General features: G+C 41.3%; 16 protein-coding genes, 6 tRNA genes and 1 riboswitch. Of the genes, 13 read left to right on the forward strand and 9 right to left on the reverse strand.

The genetic code is table 11. The annotated features are described in order from the left end of the window. The first annotated feature begins 3 nt into the window (after window positions 1–3). On the forward strand, window positions 4–1323 hold the full coding sequence (gene thrC / locus K7X70_RS02875; protein ID WP_222535635.1) for a threonine synthase: 1320 nt from the start codon (window positions 4–6) through the stop codon (window positions 1321–1323). Here the strand turns inward: thrC and K7X70_RS02880 are convergent. The 6 genes from K7X70_RS02880 to murQ form a co-directional block, all read right to left on the reverse strand. Next, window positions 1301–1732, reverse strand: a complete 432-nt coding sequence (locus K7X70_RS02880) for an META domain-containing protein (protein ID WP_222535636.1) — start codon at window positions 1730–1732, stop codon at window positions 1301–1303. The genes thrC and K7X70_RS02880 overlap by 23 nt on opposite strands. A gap of 74 nt (window positions 1733–1806) precedes the next feature. Further along, window positions 1807–2763, reverse strand: coding sequence for a methylenetetrahydrofolate reductase (locus K7X70_RS02885; protein ID WP_222535637.1), 957 nt, complete (start codon window positions 2761–2763; stop codon window positions 1807–1809). 34 nt (window positions 2764–2797) lie between these two features. Next, window positions 2798–6457, reverse strand: coding sequence for a methionine synthase (metH, locus tag K7X70_RS02890; RefSeq protein ID WP_222535638.1), 3660 nt, complete (start codon window positions 6455–6457; stop codon window positions 2798–2800). 118 nt (window positions 6458–6575) lie between these two features. After that, window positions 6576–6685: riboswitch (SAM riboswitch) on the reverse strand. 346 nt (window positions 6686–7031) lie between these two features. Further along, window positions 7032–7784, reverse strand: coding sequence for a Bax inhibitor-1/YccA family protein (locus K7X70_RS02895; protein WP_222535639.1), 753 nt, complete (start codon window positions 7782–7784; stop codon window positions 7032–7034). 55 nt (window positions 7785–7839) lie between these two features. Further along, on the reverse strand, window positions 7840–8409 hold the full coding sequence (locus tag K7X70_RS02900) for a hypothetical protein (RefSeq protein ID WP_222535640.1): 570 nt from the start codon (window positions 8407–8409) through the stop codon (window positions 7840–7842). 10 nt (window positions 8410–8419) lie between these two features. Further along, window positions 8420–9226, reverse strand: a complete 807-nt coding sequence (murQ, locus tag K7X70_RS02905) for an N-acetylmuramic acid 6-phosphate etherase (RefSeq protein ID WP_222535641.1) — start codon at window positions 9224–9226, stop codon at window positions 8420–8422. Window positions 9227–9411: 185 nt separating this feature from the next. Between murQ and K7X70_RS02910 the strand changes: the two genes are divergently transcribed. Further along, complete coding sequence (locus tag K7X70_RS02910) at window positions 9412–10986, forward strand: S41 family peptidase (protein ID WP_222535642.1); 1575 nt, start codon at window positions 9412–9414, stop codon at window positions 10984–10986. 8 nt (window positions 10987–10994) lie between these two features. Here K7X70_RS02910 and der read toward each other — a convergent pair whose 3' ends face one another. Both der and era read right to left on the reverse strand, forming a co-directional pair. Continuing rightward, entirely contained in the window at window positions 10995–12296 is a 1302-nt protein-coding gene (gene der, locus K7X70_RS02915) for a ribosome biogenesis GTPase Der (protein ID WP_222535643.1), read from the reverse strand. A 47-nt stretch (window positions 12297–12343) separates the two neighbouring features. Next, a complete protein-coding gene (gene era, locus K7X70_RS02920; protein ID WP_062546744.1) occupies window positions 12344–13222 on the reverse strand; it encodes a GTPase Era in 879 nt (292 codons plus the stop codon). A gap of 111 nt (window positions 13223–13333) precedes the next feature. Between era and K7X70_RS02925 the strand changes: the two genes are divergently transcribed. From K7X70_RS02925 to K7X70_RS02975, 11 genes are all read left to right on the forward strand, one after another. Then, window positions 13334–13409, forward strand: a tRNA-Met gene (locus tag K7X70_RS02925). A gap of 40 nt (window positions 13410–13449) precedes the next feature. Next, window positions 13450–13521, forward strand: a tRNA-Glu gene (locus K7X70_RS02930). Between the two features lie 70 nt (window positions 13522–13591). After that, window positions 13592–13667: transfer RNA gene (locus tag K7X70_RS02935), tRNA-Met, on the forward strand. Between the two features lie 39 nt (window positions 13668–13706). Then, window positions 13707–13778, forward strand: a tRNA-Glu gene (locus K7X70_RS02940). Between the two features lie 70 nt (window positions 13779–13848). Then, window positions 13849–13924: transfer RNA gene (locus K7X70_RS02945), tRNA-Met, on the forward strand. A 39-nt stretch (window positions 13925–13963) separates the two neighbouring features. Continuing rightward, a tRNA-Glu gene (locus K7X70_RS02950) sits at window positions 13964–14035 on the forward strand. A 187-nt stretch (window positions 14036–14222) separates the two neighbouring features. Beyond that, a complete protein-coding gene (locus K7X70_RS02955; RefSeq protein WP_222535644.1) occupies window positions 14223–14387 on the forward strand; it encodes a hypothetical protein in 165 nt (54 codons plus the stop codon). A 132-nt stretch (window positions 14388–14519) separates the two neighbouring features. Then, on the forward strand, window positions 14520–14987 hold the full coding sequence (locus tag K7X70_RS02960; RefSeq protein WP_222535645.1) for a hypothetical protein: 468 nt from the start codon (window positions 14520–14522) through the stop codon (window positions 14985–14987). A gap of 257 nt (window positions 14988–15244) precedes the next feature. Then, the gene (locus K7X70_RS02965; protein ID WP_222535646.1) at window positions 15245–15463 is read left to right on the forward strand and encodes a hypothetical protein; all 219 of its coding nucleotides are present in this window, start codon (window positions 15245–15247) and stop codon (window positions 15461–15463) included. A 487-nt stretch (window positions 15464–15950) separates the two neighbouring features. Further along, window positions 15951–17237: a YeiH family protein gene (locus K7X70_RS02970; RefSeq protein WP_222535647.1), complete on the forward strand. Its 1287-nt coding sequence runs from the start codon at window positions 15951–15953 to the stop codon at window positions 17235–17237. Between the two features lie 73 nt (window positions 17238–17310). Beyond that, window positions 17311–19875 (forward strand): ATP-binding protein, encoded by a 2565-nt coding sequence (locus tag K7X70_RS02975; RefSeq protein WP_222535648.1) that lies wholly within the window; start codon window positions 17311–17313, stop codon window positions 19873–19875. A 3-nt stretch (window positions 19876–19878) separates the two neighbouring features. Here K7X70_RS02975 and K7X70_RS02980 read toward each other — a convergent pair whose 3' ends face one another. Beyond that, window positions 19879–21207, reverse strand: coding sequence for a sigma-54-dependent transcriptional regulator (locus K7X70_RS02980; RefSeq protein WP_222535649.1), 1329 nt, complete (start codon window positions 21205–21207; stop codon window positions 19879–19881). Window positions 21208–21281 lie beyond the last annotated feature (74 nt).

Below are 21281 nucleotides of genomic sequence, written 5' to 3' on the forward strand. Positions count from 1 at the left end.
CACATGAAATTATACAGCACAAATAATCACGAACTAAATGTTGACTTTCCAACGGCTGTTTTTAACAGTATGCCTTTGGATAAAGGCTTATATATGCCGGCAAATGTTCCTTTGTTAGATCAGGAGTTCATTGAAAATATCCATAAATACAGTATGCCGGAGATCGCTTTTAAAGTGGCTTCGACCTTGTTGGATGGGGCAATTCCTTTAGATGATTTAAAGAAAATAGTGGAAGAAACCATCAGTTTCGATGCTCCTGTAGTAGAATTGGAAGCAGATACTTACGTATTAGAACTGTTTCATGGCCCTTCATTGGCTTTTAAAGATTTCGGCGCACGTTTCATGAGTAGAATCATGGCCTATTTCTTAAAGGATGGGGAGCAATTATTAGATGTATTGGTGGCTACTTCCGGCGATACGGGAGGAGCAGTAGCACTGGGTTTTCTTGGGGTGCCCAATACCAGGGTCACCATTCTTTATCCAAAAGGAAAAGTAAGTGAGATCCAGGAATTACAGCTTTGCACCAATGGACATAATATCCATGCGATAGAGGTGGAGGGTACTTTTGATGATTGTCAGCATTTAGTGAAACAGGCATTTGCTGATGCTGAATTGAACGAGAAACTTCGCTTGACCTCTGCAAATTCGATCAATATCGCCAGATTGATTCCACAGACTTTTTATTATTTCAATGCCTGGGCGAGATTGCGCAGAGCGGGTAAAAAGGAAGTGATTTTTTCTGTGCCCAGCGGAAATTTCGGAAATATTGCAGCGGGATTGCTGGCTTATAAAATGGGCTTGCCGGTGAAACAATTCATCGCGGCAACCAATGTAAATGATACTGTTCCGCGTTTCCTGAAAACAGGAGTTTATGAAACGAAACCATCTGTACAGACTTACGCGAATGCGATGGATGTTGGGGCGCCAAGCAATTGGGTGCGGATTATGGATCTTTTTAACCAGGATGTGGAAGCTTTGAAACAGATTTTGAAAAGCTATACCTATACCGATGAGCAGACATTGGCTGGGATTCAATCTATCTATGATCAATATGGCTATATCGCTTGTCCGCATACCGCGATTGCAGCTTTAGCTTTAGCAGACTATAAAAAAGAAAACCCAGAGCAAAACGCTGCGGGTGTATTTTTGTCGACTGCCCATGCCTGTAAATTTCCAGATGTATTTCCAGCAGAACTGGCTGCAAAGATCAAAATTCCTGCTGCTGTACTGGAACTGGATTTAAAAACTAAACATGCAGAAAAAATGGATACGGATTATAGTTCATTTAAGAACTACCTGACTACTTTTTATGAAAACGCATAATGGCAATGTCGCCCATCATGAAATTCAGGGTGCTGTCGCTCACTGAATAACTGCTGGTTTTCCTTAACATTTCCATAAAGATGGCCTCTCCTTCACCGGGACAGGCCATTTTTGTCATGGCCATTGGATGGGTGAAATTGATGGTGGTATCATCCGCTACCAAAGCACCGGAAAAAGAATTACAGCTGGTATTGCCGCTTACTTTCTTGTTGGTAATGTCAAAAGTCAGGCTTGGTTTCTTTGCTGGATACAATCCGTTGAAAGCGATTCTGGGGCCAGAAATGTAATTCAACTCCCAGCTTCCTCCCAATTCTGACAGGCCACCATTTCCTATTGTTCCAGGTTTTAAGGTGGTACATGCAGCGAAAGTACTGGTCATGACCATTGCCAATAAGATGATTCTTTTCATAGCCTTACGTTATTAATGATAGCCGAAAGGTACAAAGAGTATTCCAAAAAATACCTATCGGCTATCATGAAGGGCTAAAACACGGCGTTGGCGATTTTTTTTGTTGGTTCTGGATTCCCCATCGTGTAGAAATGAAGTACTGGTGCGCCCATTTCTTTCAGCTCTTTACATTGATGGATCATCCATTCGATTCCAACTTCTTTTACGTCTTTTTCAGACTTGCAGGATTGAATTGCTTCGCTCAGTTCAATAGGAATATCCAAATGGAAAATCTTTGGTAAACTGATCAGCTGTTTGCTGCTGGTAATTGGTTTAAGTCCCGGGATAATAGGGACATTGATCCCGTTTTCACGACATTTATCTACCAGTGCTTTGTATTTTTTATTGTCAAAAAACATCTGGGTAACGATGAAATCAGCACCCAGATCTACCTTATGTTTTAGGTATTTGAAATCGGTATCCAGGTTCGGCGACTCATAATGTTTCTCCGGATATCCGGCTACTCCGATACAGAAATCCGTCTTTTCAGAGTTCTCCATATCATCATGCAGGTAGCGGCCATTGTTCATATCCACTACGTGTTGTAACAATTCTGAGGCATAGGCATGGCCATCCGGTGTTGGGATGAAAGCATTGTCGCTTTTTCGGGCATCACCGCGCAATACCAGGACATTATCAATGCCCAGGAACTGAAGATCGATCAAAGCGTTCTCTGTTTCATCTTTGGTAAAACCACCACAGATCAAATGAGGAACCGCATCTACTTTGTACCTGTTCATAATCGCAGCACAGGTAGCCACTGTACTCGGACGTTTCCGGTAAGCGACTTTTTCCAACAAGCCATTTGCATGTTGTTTGTAGATGTAATCTTCTCTCAAATAGGTCACATCAATAAAAGGAGGGTTGAATTCCATTAAAGGATCGATGGCGTCAAAGATGCCTTTGATGCTTTGTCCTTTTATAGGTGGCAAGAGCTCAAATGAGAAAAGGGTTTTTCCTTTTGCGTTGCTGATATGGTCTACGATCTTCATTAAATATTGCTTGTTAGGTCTCGTTATCTGTTATTTAGTAAGCCAGGTTAGGGCTCAACCATCTTTCCACTTCTTCCAGTGGCATGTCTTTTCTGGTCGCATATTCTTCGACCTGATCTTTGGTAATTTTCCCCAATCCGAAATATCTGGATTGCGGGTGTGCGAAATAGAAACCACTTACCGCTGCGGTAGGGTACATGGCATAACTTTCTGTGAGGCGAAGTCCGATTCTGTTTTCGGCATCCAGCAATTCAAAAAGTGTTCCTTTTTCACTGTGTTCCGGGCAGGCAGGATAGCCTGGTGCCGGGCGAATCCCTGCGTATTCTTCTTTAATGAGGTCTTCGTTGCTCAGTTTTTCATCTTTTGCATAACCCCAGTAATCTTTACGCACCAGCTCGTGCATCCTTTCAGCGAAAGCTTCTGCAAGCCTGTCGGCTAATGCTTTTGCCATGATGCTATTGTAATCGTCGTAATTGGCTTCAAATTCTGCAACCAGTTCATCGCAGCCGATACCTGTGGTGACTGCAAAGCCTCCGAAGTAATCTGCAACACCTGATTCTTTTGGCGCTACAAAGTCGGAAAGTGCATAATAAGGTTCTCCAGCCATTTTTTCCGCTTGTTGGCGAAGGGTATGAATGGTCACTTCTTTACCTGCTACATCCAGGATAATGTCGTCGCCAACAGTATTTGCCGGCCAGAAACCGATTACGCCTTTGGCAGTCAATAGTTTCTCGTCAACGATGCGTTTCAATAAGGCTTGCGCATCATCAAATAGTTTTTTTGCTTCATCACCAACGCTTTTATCGTTGAAGATTTTAGGGTAACTGCCGCGTAATTCCCAGGTATGGAAGAATGGCGTCCAGTCGATATAAGGGACCAGATCTTCCAGTGGATAATCTTCAAATACCTTTGTTCCGGTAAATGCAGGGGCAGGGGCTACCAGATCCAGGTCGATTTGAAACTGGTCTTTTCTAGCTTCTTCTATAGTTTTATAGCGTTTATCGGAGCGTTTGTTTAAATGCGCTTCTCTGGCTTTATCGTATTCCTGTTTGATGCCATCAATATATGCACCTCTGGTTTCCGGGTTCATTAAGGTACTGCACACGGTTACACTTCTTGAAGCATCTAGTACATGAATGGCAGGGCCTGAATAGTTTGGCGCTACTTTTACTGCGGCATGGATTCTGGAAGTGGTTGCACCACCAATAATCAAAGGAATGGTAAATCCTTCACGTTCCATTTCTTTGGCAAAATGTACCATTTCATCTAGGGAAGGGGTAATTAAACCACTCAATCCGATGATGTCGGCATTGATTTCTTTTGCTTTTTGAATAATAGTTTGCGCGGGAACCATCACGCCCATATCTACGATTTCGAAGTTATTACAGGCCAATACTACGCCTACAATGTTCTTACCGATATCGTGCACATCGCCTTTTACAGTGGCCATTAAGACTCTTCCTGCCGAAGAACTGGTGTTCCCATCAGGGTTGTCCAATTTTTCCTGTTCAATGAAGGGAAGGAGGTAAGCTACCGCTTTTTTCATTACCCTGGCCGATTTTACGACCTGTGGCAGGAACATTTTTCCGGCGCCAAATAGGTCTCCAACAATGTTCATTCCGTCCATTAAAGGACCTTCGATCACATGGATAGGTTTCGGATATTTTTGTCTGGCCTCCTCTACGTCGGCATCCAGATATTCAATAATTCCTTTTACCAAAGAATGAGAAAGGCGTTCTTCTACACTGGTTTTTCTCCATTCTTCATCTCTAACGATCTCTTTGCCTTTAGATTTGATGGTTTCAGCAAACTCTACCAGGCGTTCTGTGGCGTCCTCTCTGCGGTTCAGCAGCACATCTTCCACACGTTCTAACAATTCTGGCGGAATTTCCTGGTAGACTTCCAGCATCCCTGCGTTTACAATCCCCATATCCAGACCCGCTTTAATGGCATGATAAAGGAAGGCAGAGTGCATTGCTTCCCTCACGGTATTGTTTCCGCGGAAAGAGAAGGAAATATTAGATACTCCGCCGCTTACTTTAGCATAAGGCAGGTTTTCTTTGATCCAGCGTGTCGCATTGATGAAATCTACGGCATAGTTGTTATGTTCTTCTAAACCGGTTGCCACGGTTAGGATATTCGGGTCAAATATGATGTCTTGAGCTGGGAAACCTACTTCGTCTACTAATATATCGTAAGAACGTTTACAGATTTCTTTTCTACGTTCAAAGTTATCGGCCTGTCCATGTTCGTCAAATGCCATCACGACTACAGCTGCGCCGTAATTCATGATCTTTTTAGCACTTTCAATAAATTTTTCCGGTCCTTCTTTCAGGGAGATGGAGTTCACAATTCCTTTTCCCTGCAAACATTTCAGACCGGCTTCAATCACCGACCATTTTGAGGAATCGACCATGATAGGCAGCTTGGAAATGTCCGGTTCTGAAGCAATGAGGTTCAGGAATTTCACCATTGCTGCTTCACCGTCCAGCATCCCTTCGTCCATGTTGACGTCGATGATTTGTGCACCACCTTCTACCTGCTGACGGGCAACAGTTAGCGCGGCTTCATAATCACCTCCTAAAATCAGCTTGGAGAATTTTGGAGATCCGGTGATATTGGTACGTTCCCCGATGTTTACGAAAATGCTTTCCGGGGTAACGGTAACCGCTTCTAATCCGCTTAAACGCAAATATGGAGGGACGGTAGGGATTTTTCTTGGTGTGACCTTTTTCGCTTTTGCAGCGATACAGGCGATGTGTTCCGGCGTTGTTCCGCAGCAGCCACCTACAATATTTACGAAACCATGCTGGATGAAGTCTTCCACAAGGTGAGCGGTTTCATGCGGCATTTCATCGTAAGCACCAAATTCGTTAGGTAGTCCTGCATTTGGATAGGCAGAAACGTAACAAGAGGCTTTTGCAGACAGTTCTTCAATGTGCGGCCTCATGTCTTTGGCGCCTAAAGCACAGTTGAAACCGATGCTGATCGGATCGGCATGGATCACAGAGTTCAGGAATGCTTCTACCGTTTGTCCGGATAAAGTTCTTCCCGAAGCATCGGTAATGGTTCCAGAGATCATGATCTCTATCTTTTTCCCGATTTCTTTCTCATATTTTTTGATGGAAAAGATAGCCGCTTTCGCATTCAGGGTATCGAAAATGGTCTCGATTAACAAGACATCCGAACCACCATCTACCAATCCACGTACTTGCTGATCATAAGCAGACACCAGTTCATCAAAAGTCAGGGCCCTGTATCCAGGGTCGTTTACATCTGGTGAAAGGGAAAGTGTTCTATTGGTTGGGCCCACAGCACCTGCAACGAAGGACCTGCGGTCCGGGTTGGCAGCCATGAATTCGTCTACTGCCTCACGTGCTACTTTAGCACCGGCAAAACTCATTTCATAGTCCAGCTCCTCCATCTGGTAATCTGCCAGGGAAATGCGCTGTGTGCTGAAGGTATTGGTTTCAATAATATCTGCACCGGCTTTTAAGTATTCGGTGTGTATTGCTTTGATAATATCAGGACGCGTAAGGTTTAGCAAGTCGTTATTGCCTTTCACATCACAAGGGTGATCTTTAAATCTTTCGCCTCTAAAATCTTCTTCTGTCAGGATATAACGCTGGATCATGGTACCCATGGCTCCGTCAATAATTAATATGCGTTTCTCTAACTCTGCTCTAATGTCCATTTTTTTATATCTCCGGGTAAGGCCTGGGTAAAAGATTCCCGCTTAGGAATGTCCTGTCGGTTAAGGTTTTACACACAGTTAAAATGCTTATTGAAAAGTCCGGTATCGGGTCGACTTTAACTTATCTTTCGGGTACCGATGGTCCGGTTCCGGTAGAATGTAGCACCTTGTAAGCACAGGTTGCTAAGACATCGCAGGGTCTAATCCCTCCGTCTTTCTCTATAAGCTCTGCAAAAGTGCAACAAAGAAAAATCATTTCCAAAAAAACAGCGGTTAAAGCATATAATATTGCAATAGTCGGGGGGAATGAGGGGCAGTTCGGAATAATATTCTGGATTCTCTGGCTTTGTAATTAAAATACGTCGAATTTTTCCTGCTGATCTGTCTCTGTAATATAACGTATGCTTATTGTTAAATATATTAAAAGACAGTTCTTATGTATTGAGATGAGCTCCAGTGGATGTAGGAGCGTTCGGTATTTTATGATCAACAAGAAAGGGCTATCAACAATTGTTGATAGCCCTTTCTTGTAAAATGTTGATCTGGTATTCGAAACCGATTGGTTTTTTATCCCTTATTTTCTGCTTCCGAAGATTCTCAATAAGAAAAGGAAGATATTGATAAAGTCAAGGTATAGAGATAAAGCGCCCATAATGGCTAATTTTTTACCATCAGCTTGTACGATAGGATCACCACTTTCTTCCAGACCTGCACCGATACGTTTCAGTTTCTGAACGTCATAAGCGGTTAAAGCGGTAAAGATGGCTACACCGAAGAAGCTCATTACATAGCTGAATGTTGGGCTGCCTAAGAACAGGTTGATGATGCTGGCGATGAATAAGCCGGCTACACCTACCATTAGGATAGGACCGAATTTAGTTAAATCTATCTCTGTAGTATACCCTAAAAAGGCCATGATTCCAAAAATACCTGCTGCGGCACCAAAACATGCGGCAATAGATCCTGCGGTATATACTAATAATATAAAGCTTAAACTGATCCCTAATAAGATAGAGAAAAGGGTAAATACACCGATTAAGGCACCATAAGAAAGGCGGCTAAAGCCGGCTCCCATGAGTAAAACCAGGCCTAGTGGTGCAAACATGGCGATATATCCTAAAACTGTTCTTTGTCCGGTTTCGAAGTTGACCAGCTGTCTTAAAGCGGCTTCAGAATTCGAGATGAATAAAGCGGCTACAGTTGATAAACTCAGGGCAATAAACATCCATAAGAATACATTTGCGAAGAATTTCTTAGCAACGACTCCTCTTTCCTGCTCCACAAATACTGTTTTGTGTGCCCATTCGTAATTATTGTTGTTGTCCATTTTTCTTTAAATTTTAATAGTTAAAGGTACTAATTAGTTTACGTTCTTACAAAACCTATGCCCCAAGCCTTTTTGTCAGCGTTTCTTCTACTTTCTTGAAAATTTGCAGTGGTTTTAGGGTTCTCCATGCCAAATCGTCAAGCTGACCACCAAAGTTGATGTAGTAATCCAGGTTGGCAGATCTGAACTCTTCGACCACATGCTCCTGGAAATTGATGCCGCAGATCCATCCATCTTCCACATCCTGGAACCACTCTTCGTAATAGCTGTCTTCGGAAGAATGGAAGTTCAGTATGTTTTCTCCGATGAGGATAAACTTGTTGATGCCTTCATCGATCATCAGCTCAAGGATTTCTCTTTTGAGCAGCATGATGTCGTTGTCTATGGCATCATTCCATTCACCAATAAATTCAATGATGGCATAATTCCGATCGTAATCCGCATACAATACTTTTATGTAGAGCGTGTTGGAGCCGAAATCATCCCATTGCGGGTGGATTAAAAAATTGTACAGCTGCTTATCAAAATAGAATTCTGAGTATTCGGTGTCATAAAACGGAGAACGCTCATCTTCCGCAGCGATGTAATCGTCGCGCCAGAGGTAGAAAGGTTCGATTTCGTGCATATAGTTTTTGTTATTTGCTGCCGGCCTCTACTGCTTTACGTACGCTGCCGTGGCGTAAAAGCAAGTCTTCCGCCTTCGCGTAGTCAATGTTTAGTTCTTCCATTACCATTTGTGTGCCACGATCCACCAGTTTATGGTTGGTCAGCTGCATGTCCACCATTTTGTTCCCTTTTACACGTCCGAGTTTAATCATGACGGTAGTGCTGAGCATATTTAAGGCTAGTTTTTGTGCGGTTCCGGATTTCATGCGGGTAGAACCGGTCAGGAATTCTGGGCCGACTACAATTTCTACAGGGAAATCACTTTCTGCGGCAATTGGGCCACCGGCATTGCAGACAATACATCCGGTCAGGACGCCATGCTGACGCGCGGTGTTTAATCCGCCTATTACGTAAGGTGTAGTCCCGGAAGCAGCCAGGCCAATTAAACTGTCTTTTTCATTGATCTGATATTCCTGTAAGTCTATCCAGGCCTGTTCAACATCATCTTCTGCATTTTCAACAGCTCTTCTGATCGCAGTATCACCGCCGGCAATGATGCCAACTACCCAGTCGAAAGGGACACCAAATGTTGGCGGGCATTCTGAGGCATCTACTACGCCCAAACGGCCGCTGGTTCCTGCACCTATGTAAAATAAACGTCCACCATTCTTCATGCGTTCCGTAACCGCAATTGCCAGTTTTTCCAGCTGCGGGATTGCTTTTTCCACTGCCAGTGGAACGGTTTGATCTTCTTTGTTGATCCCCTGAAGAATTTCAAGGACAGACATCTGATCGATGTGATGATAGGTGGATTCCTGCTCGGTAACTCTGATCATATTTTTTTTTGTTAAAACTCGGGATTTTCTTTTTAAACGCGAAATATTCGCCTATCATATAGGATCTTCGGGAACAAAGCTGCAACATTCTTGTTAATTCTTATAAAGAGTAAACAATTGTGAATGATTAGGACTTAATTTACTAAATGATAGGGTTATTTTATAACTTTACGCAGCAATAAACCATGAAAAAGACCACCCGAAATCACCTTTTAATCGCGCTTACTTATTCTCTTACTTTAATAGGGGGGATGTTTGTGGGCTATAAGTTTTTAAAAGATCAGGGGTATACGATGCAGAAGCCGCTTGCTTATGCGGCAGATAGCAGCAGGAAGGTCGATGAAATCATCCACATCATCAATAAAAACTATGTGGATGAGGTGAATGCAGACAGTTTACACCATTTGCCAATTGATAGTTTACTTCATCAGCTGGATCCGCATAGTGTGTATTTACCTCCGGCTAAAGCCAATGAATTTGCCGAAAATTTAGGAGGTAATTTTGAAGGTATCGGAATTGAGTATTACATTTTGAATGATACTTTATTGATTACTAATGTAGTCAAAGAAGGACCTGCATACCTTGCTGGACTTCGCCAGGGCGACAAGATCCTTAAAATCGACACCATATTTGTGAGTGGTCGTGCTCTGCCGAGAGAACAGATGATTGGCAAGATCAAGGGTAAAAAGGGGACTGCCGTGAAATTGAGTATTTTGCATCCCGGGAATCTTCAGCCGGTGACCATCAGCGTAAACCGGGCGAGGGTAAAAGTGAGCAGCATTGACGCAGCTTATATGCTCAATCCGGAAACAGGATATGTGCGCATCAGCAAGTTTGGTGCAGATACGGATTCCGACTTTGTCGAGTCTGTGCGTAGTCTGAAAGCAAAAGGAATGAAAAAGCTGGTTCTGGATCTTCGTGATAATGGGGGAGGCTACCTGACTGCTGCCACGGGTTTAGCGAATCAAATTCTCAGCGAAAATAAGCTGATTGTCTATACACAAGGAAAACATGAACCGCGTACCGATTACTTTACGACCGGCGGTGGGGAGTTTGAACAAGGAAAACTGGCGATATTGATCAATGAAAATTCGGCTTCTGCCTCGGAAATTCTTGCCGGTGCGGTTCAGGATCTGGATCGTGGGATCATCATCGGACGCCGTTCTTTTGGCAAGGGATTGGTACAGGAGCAATTTCCATTTGTGGATGGATCGGCTTTGAATCTAACGATTGCGAGGTATTATACGCCATCAGGCAGGAGTATTCAGAAATCTTATAAGAAAGGGTACAATGCCTATCAGAATGAAATTGAAGACCGTTTCAATGATGGGGAGCTGACCTCAGAAAATCTAAAGGATAGTTTGAAGAAGAGTAAAGACTTTTTAGGTGGGGGCATCCAGCCAGATATCTATGTAAAAATGGATACCAGTGGTTACAACAGGTTTTACGCAAAGCTGATCGCTAAGAAAGTACTGTTTGATTTTGTGTATGACGTATTGGGAAATCGGTATACGGCTCCCTTTTTAGAACAAAACCTTGCAACCTTTACCATTAATGATGCAGATTACAAGGATTTGATTAAATATATTCAAAGTAAGAATATTGTGATTGAGCCTAAATTACTTCAGGCAGCAAAACCTTTAATCCTGAATGATGTTAAAGTTTTGCTTTGTAAATACCACCTGGGTGATGCCGGTTATTACAAAGCGCTCAACTTGAGTGATGCAATGGTCAAACAGGCATTATCCAGTTTGCAGTAATTTATAGATTATTTCTGTCTGAAATAGATCTGAATAGGTACTCCGCTAAAATCGAAGTTTTCACGCAGTTTGTTTTCAATGAAACGTTTATACGGTTCTTTGATGTACTGAGGTAAGTTACAGAAGAAAGCAAACATTGGTGAAGTACCATTGATTTGCGTGATGTATTTGATCTTGATGTACTTTCCTTTCAATGCTGGCGGCGGATATTTTTCAATAATCGGCAGCATCACATCATTTAATTTAGAGGTTGGAATTTTCTTTCCTCTGTTTTTGTGTACTTCCAAGGCAGTTTCAATTGCCTGGTGAATACGCTGTTTAGTCAGTGCTGAGGTGAAAACAATTGGTACATCAGTGAATGGTTGTAATTTAGTACGAATCTGATCTTCAAAAATCTTAGTGGTTTTGCTGTCTTTTTCTACTAAATCCCATTTGTTAACCAGGATCACGATACCTTTTTTGTTTTTCTCTGCCAGGTGGAAAATGTTAACGTCCTGCGATTCTAACCCTTCCATGGCGTCAACCATTAAGATCACGACATCTGCTTCTTCCAAAGCTTTGATGGTACGCATTACAGAATAAAACTCGATGTTCTCTTTTACTTTAGTCTTTTTACGAAGACCTGCGGTATCGATGAACATGAATTCGTGTCCGAATTGATTGTAGTGGATATGTATAGAGTCTCTTGTAGTTCCAGCGATTGGGGTTACAATATTTCTTTCTCTACCAATCAATGCATTGATTAGTGATGATTTTCCAACGTTAGGTCTGCCAACAATAGTAAGTTTAGGCAATGTATTCTCTTCTTCTACTACATCTTCGAAGTGTTTGATCACATCATCTAATAAATCACCTGTTCCAGAACCAGTCATAGAAGAGATCGGGTAGATCTCACCTAAACCAAATCCGTAAAATACGGAAGCATCATTTTGTAATTGAGTATTGTCTACTTTATTTACAACGATGAATACAGGTTTATTGCTGCGTCTAAGTAACTGTGCAATTTCGTCATCCAGGTCGGTAATGCCGGTTACGACATCCACCATAAACAACAATACAGTTGCTTCTTCAATAGCAATAACCACTTGTTCGCGGATTGCTGCTTCAAATAAATCTTCGGAATTGGCTACATAGCCTCCGGTATCAATAACAGTAAACTGCTTATCAGTCCATTCTGCCGATCCGTAATGACGATCACGGGTTACACCGCTAAAATCATCAACAATGGCTTTACGACTCTCTGTTAAGCGGTTAAATAGGGTAGATTTGCCTACGTTTGGTCTTCCGACGATTGCGATAATGTTGCTCATGTGTATGTATGAATTGTATTAATTATTAAGGGGTTGCAAAGGTAAGCTTAATTTTCGTACCCGAAACTTTTTAAATAGTTCTTTTTACTTCGCCAGTCTGGAACTACCTTTACAAAGGTCTCTAAAAAGACTTTTTGGTCCAGGAATTTCTCAATATCCTTACGGGCCTCAGTACCCACCTTTTTAAGCATTGCACCACCTTTACCAATCAGGATATTTTTCTGTGAATCACGTTCTACGATGATCTCTGCACTAATCCTGGTAATTTTCTCTTCTTCTTTGAAGGAAGTAATCACTACTTCTGTGCTATAAGGAATCTCTTTCTGGTAGTTGTTGAAGATCTTCTCTCTGATGATTTCTGAAACGAAGAACCTTTGTGTACGGTCTGTCAAATCTTCTTTATCATAGAAAGGCGCATGTTCGGGTAACTGATCCAATACTGTTTCCATGATACCATCTAAGTTATATAGGTGTAAAGCGGAGATGGCATATATATGTTTAGGATTTAACTTTTCCTGCCAGTAGGTCATTTTCGCTTCTACTTCTTCTTGTGTTGCGTTGTCGATCTTATTGATCAGGACAATCATTGGGATCGTGGTGTCAATGATTTTATCTAATACATCATTCTCATCATGTGTTTCGTTAATGTCGGTAACGAACAGAATAAGATCTGCATCAGTCAGTGCTCCTTTTACAGAACTCATCATAGAATCTTGTAAACCATAACGTGGTTTTATGATCCCCGGAGTGTCCGAAAATACGATTTGATAATTTTCTTCATTGACAATTCCCAGAATACGGTGACGGGTAGTCTGAGCTTTCGGAGTAATGATAGAAAGCTTTTCACCCACCAGGGCATTCATTAACGTTGATTTACCCGCATTGGGCTTACCAATTATACTTACAAAACCTGCTTTATGTGACATGAAAATATTTTTTGAAATAAATTTGCACCGCAAAGAAACGAATTATATCTTTGCATTCCAATTCGGAGGAAGAGTTAACCAATTAATTAACACAATCGGAATTGTATATAGTGCGGGATGGAGCAGTTGGTAGCTCGTCGGGCTCATAACCCGAAGGTCATCAGTTCGAGTCTGGTTCCCGCTACCAAAATTGATTCGCTAATTGTAAAGTTAGTGGCAGTCAAAATGGCCCGTTCGTCTAGGGGTGAGGACGCCAGATTTTCATTCTGGTAACAGGGGTTCGATTCCCCTACGGGCTACGATCCTCCTTACGTGTAAGGAGGATATTAATAAACTTGACTACAGAGGTAGGATAGTAATAACATAGAGTGCGGGATGGAGCAGTTGGTAGCTCGTCGGGCTCATAACCCGAAGGTCATCAGTTCGAGTCTGGTTCCCGCTACCAAAACAGGTTCGTCAACGCAAGTTGAAGGCAACCTTAAATGGCCCGTTCGTCTACCGGTTAGGACGCCAGATTTTCATTCTGGAAATAGGGGTTCGATTCCCCTACGGGCTACAATCTTCCTTTACGATGTAAAGAAAGATCATTAACTTGACTACAGTGGTAGGAGAGTATTAACATAGAGTGCGGGATGGAGCAGTTGGTAGCTCGTCGGGCTCATAACCCGAAGGTCATCAGTTCGAGTCTGGTTCCCGCTACCAAAACAGGTTCGTCAACGTAAGTTGAAGGCAACCTTAAATGGCCCGTTCGTCTACCGGTTAGGACGCCAGATTTTCATTCTGGAAATAGGGGTTCGATTCCCCTACGGGCTACGAAGCCGCTTTACGAAAGTAGAGCGGCTTTTTGCTTTAATTGGCTTTCCCCCATTACCTGCCTCCAATTTCTACAAACTTTCATTACTATACTATCTCAATTCCATCGCAGCCGAAAATGATGATGTTGGTACAGCTAATATTGAATACCTTGCAGCAGCATATTATTTGACTCAATTAAGTATTCATGGAAAAAAGAACCGTATTACAGATCTCTGCAGTTTTATTAATCATTTTAGGAATCGCTATTATTTTTGTTGGTTTATCAGGACCTAAGCTCATGCTGCCACCAGTGATTACTGGTTTGGGATTTTTTGTGGTCAGTTGGGCGCTGTTTGCATTAAAAAAATAGAACAATTTTTTCGTTTTTCTGTTTGTTTCGTTAATGGTGCTGCTAATTTATAAATGGAGTGGTTTCATTAAAAAGAAATATTCATTATATTGAGTTAATCATTAAGCTTTTATTTATAGAAATCATTATATCATGAAAAAATCAATTCTTTATCTGGCCTGCATGGCAGTACCATTGGTATATAGCTGTAGCGGTAACAATTCTGAAAAAAAAGCCGCTGTAAAAGTCGACACTACGGTGAGCAGCGAATGTTATGTAGCTATAGATGCTTTAGATACGGCCAATCTTCACCTGAATACAAGTAGTGAAGGGAAAGTTACCGGGCACCTGCTCATCAATTACAAGGATAAGGGAGATAATATTGGTGAAGTAGTTGGGAAATTTAGTGGGGATACCTTGTTTGTGGATTATACCTTTAAAATTGGGACTGCAAATCCATCAATTTACAAAAATCCATTGGCATTTTTAAAGAAAGATGGCAAGTTGATTTTAGGCGTTGGTCAGATTGAAACTTCTGTAGGGCGGTCTTATTTTGTAAAAGGTAAACCGATCTCTTTTGATAAAGGCAGATTTACATTTGCTCCTGAAGCTTGTAAGTAATCATCTACCTTATATAAAAAGCTGCGGAAATTTTTTTCCGCAGCTTTCTTGTGAAATGAATTTTAACAGGGCTGTAAAACTGAATAATTTGAATAAGCAGCTTAATAAATGATTGTTCAGTACTAAAAGTTGCTTTTTGAGTTATTTTAGGTAACTATCTATAGGTGAGTGTTTTGTTTTTCGTGTTTCCAGGTTAAAGGCTGTTTATTTATTGTAGGAAGGATCATTACCTTAGGGTAAACTTAAAAATTCCTATTATGAAAAATTCAGAATTAAAAAATCTTGGTCTTCAGGAAATGGAACTCAAAGAAATGACATCAATTGAAGGCGGTGCCTTAATTGGCGGTGATCCAACTGCTTTTTTAGGAGGCCTTCTAGGAGCTGTTTTAGGTACGGTAACTGCTGTGGCAGGTGATGCCGGCACTTTTGTAAACAAAACATTGGCTAATGTTTTGAAATTAATCATGATGCAATAATAGCTTCGTTAAGCGCTGTGCTGAATTTCAATGCAGCGCTTTATACGCGCTCCATTCCTCTTTTAAAAATCTGGTCATTCACCCGATTGATCCTCATTCGCTCTTCTTCTTTTAAAAAGCGCTCCGGAATTATTCATTTTTTTTCTCTAAATCTTCAGCGATTTTGGTAAGAATAGGACTTAAAAGCCTCATAATAGGCGATTAGGAAGGTTATTCGGATAGGATAAAACTAATTTCAAATAAATTCTATTAAATTAGTAGACTTTATTATCTTTGAACTCAATAAGCATTAAGAATTTGATTCTCAGTTCGTCCGGACTGTTGCTTAAAAATTAGATGTTTGGTTAGATCTAAGTTTTGTTTGGTTAAAAGCCAGGTTGGATGACCTGGCTTTTTCATTGTCCGGCCCCTGGCTTTCAGCTCAAAAGGATGAATCATAAAAAAATTAATTCTTAATTTACGACACACACATAAATGAACCTAATCAATGAACAAAATTTCAACCAACACCAACAAACTCTTAATCCATGAAGACTGGGCAGTAGTGATACTCGGCTCCCTTGTTATCTTAAGTAGTCTTTTCTTTTTCTTATTGCCCATCCCGGTTTTCAAATGGGATACCCTGGCCAGTTTAAGCGAGAAGATTTTCCAAATGGAGAATTTAACCGCTATTTTTATCCAGTTTGCATTTATTACAGTGATTGGGGCGATAGGTGCCTTCCTTATGGGTAAATCCGTAAAAAGCTTTTTAATGGGCTTTCCGGTAGTGTATGTGCTCACCATTATTGCCTTGCTGATTGCCGGGAGTTCCAGTATGCGCGCGCTGAACCTGGAAGCTGTAATTTTTAGTTTAATGATTGGTTTGGCCATCAGCAATTTTTTTAAACTGCCGCAGTGGTTCAAATCAGCCCTGTCTACCGAGCTTTTTGTAAAAATTGGATTGGTCTTATTGGGGACTACCGTGATCTTTGCAGATATTTTAAAGGCAGGATCTTTAGGCTTAATTCAGGCTTTGGTAGTCGTTATCTCCGTATGGTATTTCGCTTTCTGGCTTTGTAAGAAGTTAAAAGTCGATGATGAACTGACCATGATGATTTCCAGTGCAGTATCTATATGCGGAGTTTCTGCGGCAATAGCCACCTCTGGCGCAATCAAAGGAGATTCCAAAAAACTCTCGTATGTGATTTCTATGGTACTGATCACTGCCATTCCAATGATGATTTTTATGCCTTACATCGCACATTATTTCTCTTTTCCACAAGCGGTAACAGGTGCCTGGCTGGGTGGAAGTATCGATACTTCCGGAGCAGTAGTCGCTTCCGGAACTTTAGTAGGGGAAGAGGCTTTGAAAATCAGCACAATTGTGAAATTCTCCCAAAATGTATTGCTTGGGATTGCCGCTTTTGCCATCAGTATTTACTGGTCTTATACCAACCATAAAGATGAAAATGGAGTAAGGGTAAGGCCAACGGTAGGGGTGATCTGGGAACGCTTTCCTAAATTTGTATTGGGCTTCATTGGCGCCTCTTTATTGTTCTCTTTTTTCTTGCCCCAAGAGACGATTTCCAATGTGAAAGACAGCTTGAAAAATTTACAGGGCGCCTGGTTTGCATTGGCATTTACCAGTATCGGTTTAGAGACTAACTTCAAGGATTTATTCGGTAATCAAAGCAAGAAACCTTTGTATGCTTTCTTGCTGGCACAACTGTTTAACGTGATCATTACATTAATTATCGCATATTATTTGTTTGGCAACATGGAGGTCTTTGCTTAACTTTTCTGAAATTACAGATCATGGCAGGTTCCTTGCTGTTCTATCTGTACATTTGAAATTGTGTTTGTAAAAGATGAGTGATACCCCAAAGAAAAGTCTGTTTAAAGCGATTAAAGGAAAGGTAATTATTGCCCTGCTGCTCGCCTGTTTTGCCTTAATTATGGCTTGGGCAGTGAGTAAAGTCGCTTTTAATGAAATGCTGAATACCGTAGAAAATATCTCTACGCCTAGTGAACGACTGAGGATGGTAAACCTCATCTCTTTAAAGATCAGCCGACTGGATCAATTGCAGAAAACGCAAGCCTCAAATGATCCGAAAAACTATAGTAAACTTTTAAAGGAATCCGGGGAGTTACGTGCTTCCCTGGATTCTTTATCCAGCTTATATACTAAAGATTCTGTTCAATTGCAGCGGATCAGCAGTATTCAAAAACTGCTGAAAGAACGTGATAACCAGTTTCTGAATTATCTAAAGGTGAGAGAGCGGCTGGTGAACAACAAATCCTTCTCCACCCAAGTACAGAATTTAAGTGAATTGGTCAATAAAAGTGGGAACGACAGTACTGTTTTGGCTTCTCAATTGCAAACCTCTACCACCACCATTTACTCCTCAGAAGATAAAAACAGAGGTTTCTTTGGCCGTCTTTTTGGAAAGAAGAAAGAAAGCGAAGACAATAAGTCTTATAAGATCATCAATGAAAAGAATCTGAAAGTAGATACCATTTCTCTTTCAAATGAAGAAAAGACTTCTAAAAGTCTGGAAGAAACACTTCGCAACATTGAAAAAGAACAAAAAAGAAATAGTGCACGTTTTTTAAATAAAGAAGCGGAACTGGCCAACGCCAATAACCTTTTGATCAATCAGATGCTCGACATTCTCCGTAAGGTAGAAAGCGAAGTGGTGACGCAGATTGAACTCAATGGGATTCAGGCAAAGCATGTGGTGAATACCGGGATCAATACCATTAGTGTCATTATGCTGGTTTTTTTCCTGCTCATGCTCCTGATGCTTTATTTTATTCTAACCGACATTACCAGAAGTAACCGTTATAAAAATGAGCTGGAACAGGCCAGAGATCTGGCCGAATATCATGGGATGGCTAAGCAGCGTTTCCTGTCCAATATGAGCCATGAAATCAGGACACCACTCCAATCTATTATTGGTTATGCGGAACTCATTCGCCAGCAGGAAAAACCAAATATCCGGGATATTGATGCCATTTATCATTCTTCAGAACACTTACTACAGATTGTAAATGAGGTGCTGGACTATAACCGGATCATTTCCGGCAAATTTACTTTCATAGAAAAGCCTTTTGATATTGCTAAATTATTGGAAGAAGTGATTTTCGTGATGCGACCACAAGCCGAGCGTAAATCCCTGGATCTGCTGACAGAGATCTCCCTGCATGAAACAAAATACATCAATGGTGATCCTTTCCGCTTAAAGCAAATCCTATATAATTTATTGGGTAATGCCATCAAATTTACCAACGAAGGAGAAGTGGTTTTATCTGTTTTTTATAAACGACAAGGTGAAAATCTGCATTTTACTTTTATGGTAAGAGATACTGGAATCGGCATTTCAGAGGCTTCAAAAGCAGTGATCTTTAATGAATTTGAGCAGGTCAATGAAAATGATCAGGAAGTGCTGCATCAGGCAGGAACGGGTTTAGGATTAACCATTATCAAATCTCTGATAGAAACGCAGGGCGGAAGAATTTATGTGAAAAGTAAAGAGGGAGTAGGCAGCGTATTTACCGTTTACCTTACTTTTAAAATCGCGGAAGAACCGATAGAAGAGAAGTTATCACAATCAAAAGATCGGTTGAGCTGGAAACCATTTAAAGTATGGGTGGTAGATGATGATCCACTAATTTTAGAGCTCTGCAGTATTATTTTTGAACGCAACCATATTGATTATCGCAGTTTTAATTCTCCGGTACAGCTGCTTCATGAAGCAGAGAAGGCCGCAGGTTTGAAATATATACTATTGGATATGCGGATGCCGGAAATGAATGGCATTGAACTTTGTCAGCTGTTGCGGAAAAAGATGGGGAATACGGTTAAGATCTTTGCAATTACCGCTCAGGTACTTCCTGATGAACGCGAGTTTCTTTTAAATAATGGGTTTGATGGCCTGGTGATGAAACCTTTCCGTGAAAATGAATTGCTGGCCGTTTTTTCTGAAGAGCTGGAGGAAAAATCATTTTCAAAAGAAGAGGAACCTGTAATCGCGGAGGAGCGTAAAACAGATCTAAAAGTGACAGATGCAGGTACTGATGCCGAAATTGCTGATGCAGCAATTGAACTGGATCTTGGCCCCTTGAGAAAAATGACCTTTGATGATGAGGAGCAATTGAAAAAGATTTTGAACAGGTTCACATTGGACTGCGAAAATGACCTGCAGGAATTGGCGGAGGCAATACAGCAGGAGGATACGGAAACGCTCGGTTTGCTGAGTCATCGATTGGCCGGTCGTATCGCACAGATCGGTTCGAAAAATCTGGCCAGTGACTTCCGGCAATTAGAACTTGTTTTTCATCAACAAAGCATGCCCGATAGAAAGAGCAAACAAACTGTTGTCGAATTATCCGTAAAATTAAAGCAGCTAATTGACCAGATCCGAAAAATGTAATGACTATTCTATCTCATAGCGTTCCATTTTACTGTATAAGGTCTTGCGATCAATATTCAGTAATTTGGCAGCTTTTGATTTGTTGTATTTTACTTTAACCAGGGTTTCCATGATCAGCATCTTTTCATTGACTTCATTGATGGCTTTAAGATCTGATCCCTGTGGTTTAGGGACCTGATTAATGGAAATGATCATTTCTTCTGGTAGGGCATCTATCCCTGCAGTTTCAGTTGGTGTCAATAGCACCATTCTTTTGATCACATTTTTCAATTCTCTTAAGTTTCCTGGCCAATCGTATTGCAGTAGCAGGTCTTTTGCAGCTGGAGAAAGGTGCTGTACATTTCTATTCAACTCTTCATTTGAGAGTTTTATGAAATGATTGATAAACAGTTCAATGTCTTTTCCTCTTTCTCTCAATGGTGGAAGCTGAATTTTAAACTCGTTTAAGCGATGGTAAAGATCTTCTCTGAAATCACCATTGCTGACACTGTTCTTCAGGTCATCATTAGTGGCCGTAATGATTCTGACGTCTACTTTTACATTCTTGGTGCTGCCTAAAGGCTGAATGGTTCTTTCCTGTAAAGCGCGCAGCATTTTCACCTGCACTTCATAGCTTAGGTTTCCTACCTCATCTAAAAACAAGGTGCCTCCATTTGCGGCTTCAAACTGTCCTTTTTTATCGTTTAGGGCACCGGTAAAAGCGCCTTTGGCATGTCCGAACAATTCACTTGCAGCCAATTCTTTTGACAATGCACCACAATCTATTGCAATGAAGGGTTTGTCTTTACGCTTGCTGTGGACGTGTAATGCCCTGGCTGCATATTCTTTTCCTGTTCCGGTTTCCCCTTGAATAATCACCGACATATCTGTTGGTGCAACCAGGTTAATGTGTTCGTATAATTTATCAGCAATACTGCTTTTTCCTTTGATGGCATCGGCATGTTCGATCGAATTGCCGGTAACGGGTTTTTCTTTTTTACCTAAAGCATTGTTGATGATCATCAGCAACTCATCAGGATTTACAGGCTTCGTAATGTAATCGAAGGCCCCTAATTGTATGGATTTTACGGCGGTCCTGACATCATTAAAACTGGTCATAATGATCACTGGCTGGCTCATACCCATATCGCGGATATGTGAGAGGACATCGAGCCCGGTACCATCCGGAAGACGGTAATCTACCAGAAATAAGTCGAAATTTTGTTCAGCTGTTAACTTCAGACTTTTCTTCACATCATTGACCGCAACAGGTTCATGCCCGTGCTTGGTCAGGAAGCCTTCCAGAATTTGCGAAAAGGTAAGGTCGTCTTCAATAATCAGTATTTTTGCCATAAGAATCTCGCTTGTAATTATAGCAAAAATACGAAAGCCGGGGGACATCCGGCTTTCGTACACTATATTAATTG

It is taken from the genome of Pedobacter polysacchareus (assembly GCF_019802255.1).
In the GTDB taxonomy this organism is placed as follows: Bacteria; Bacteroidota; Bacteroidia; order Sphingobacteriales; family Sphingobacteriaceae; genus Pedobacter; species Pedobacter polysacchareus.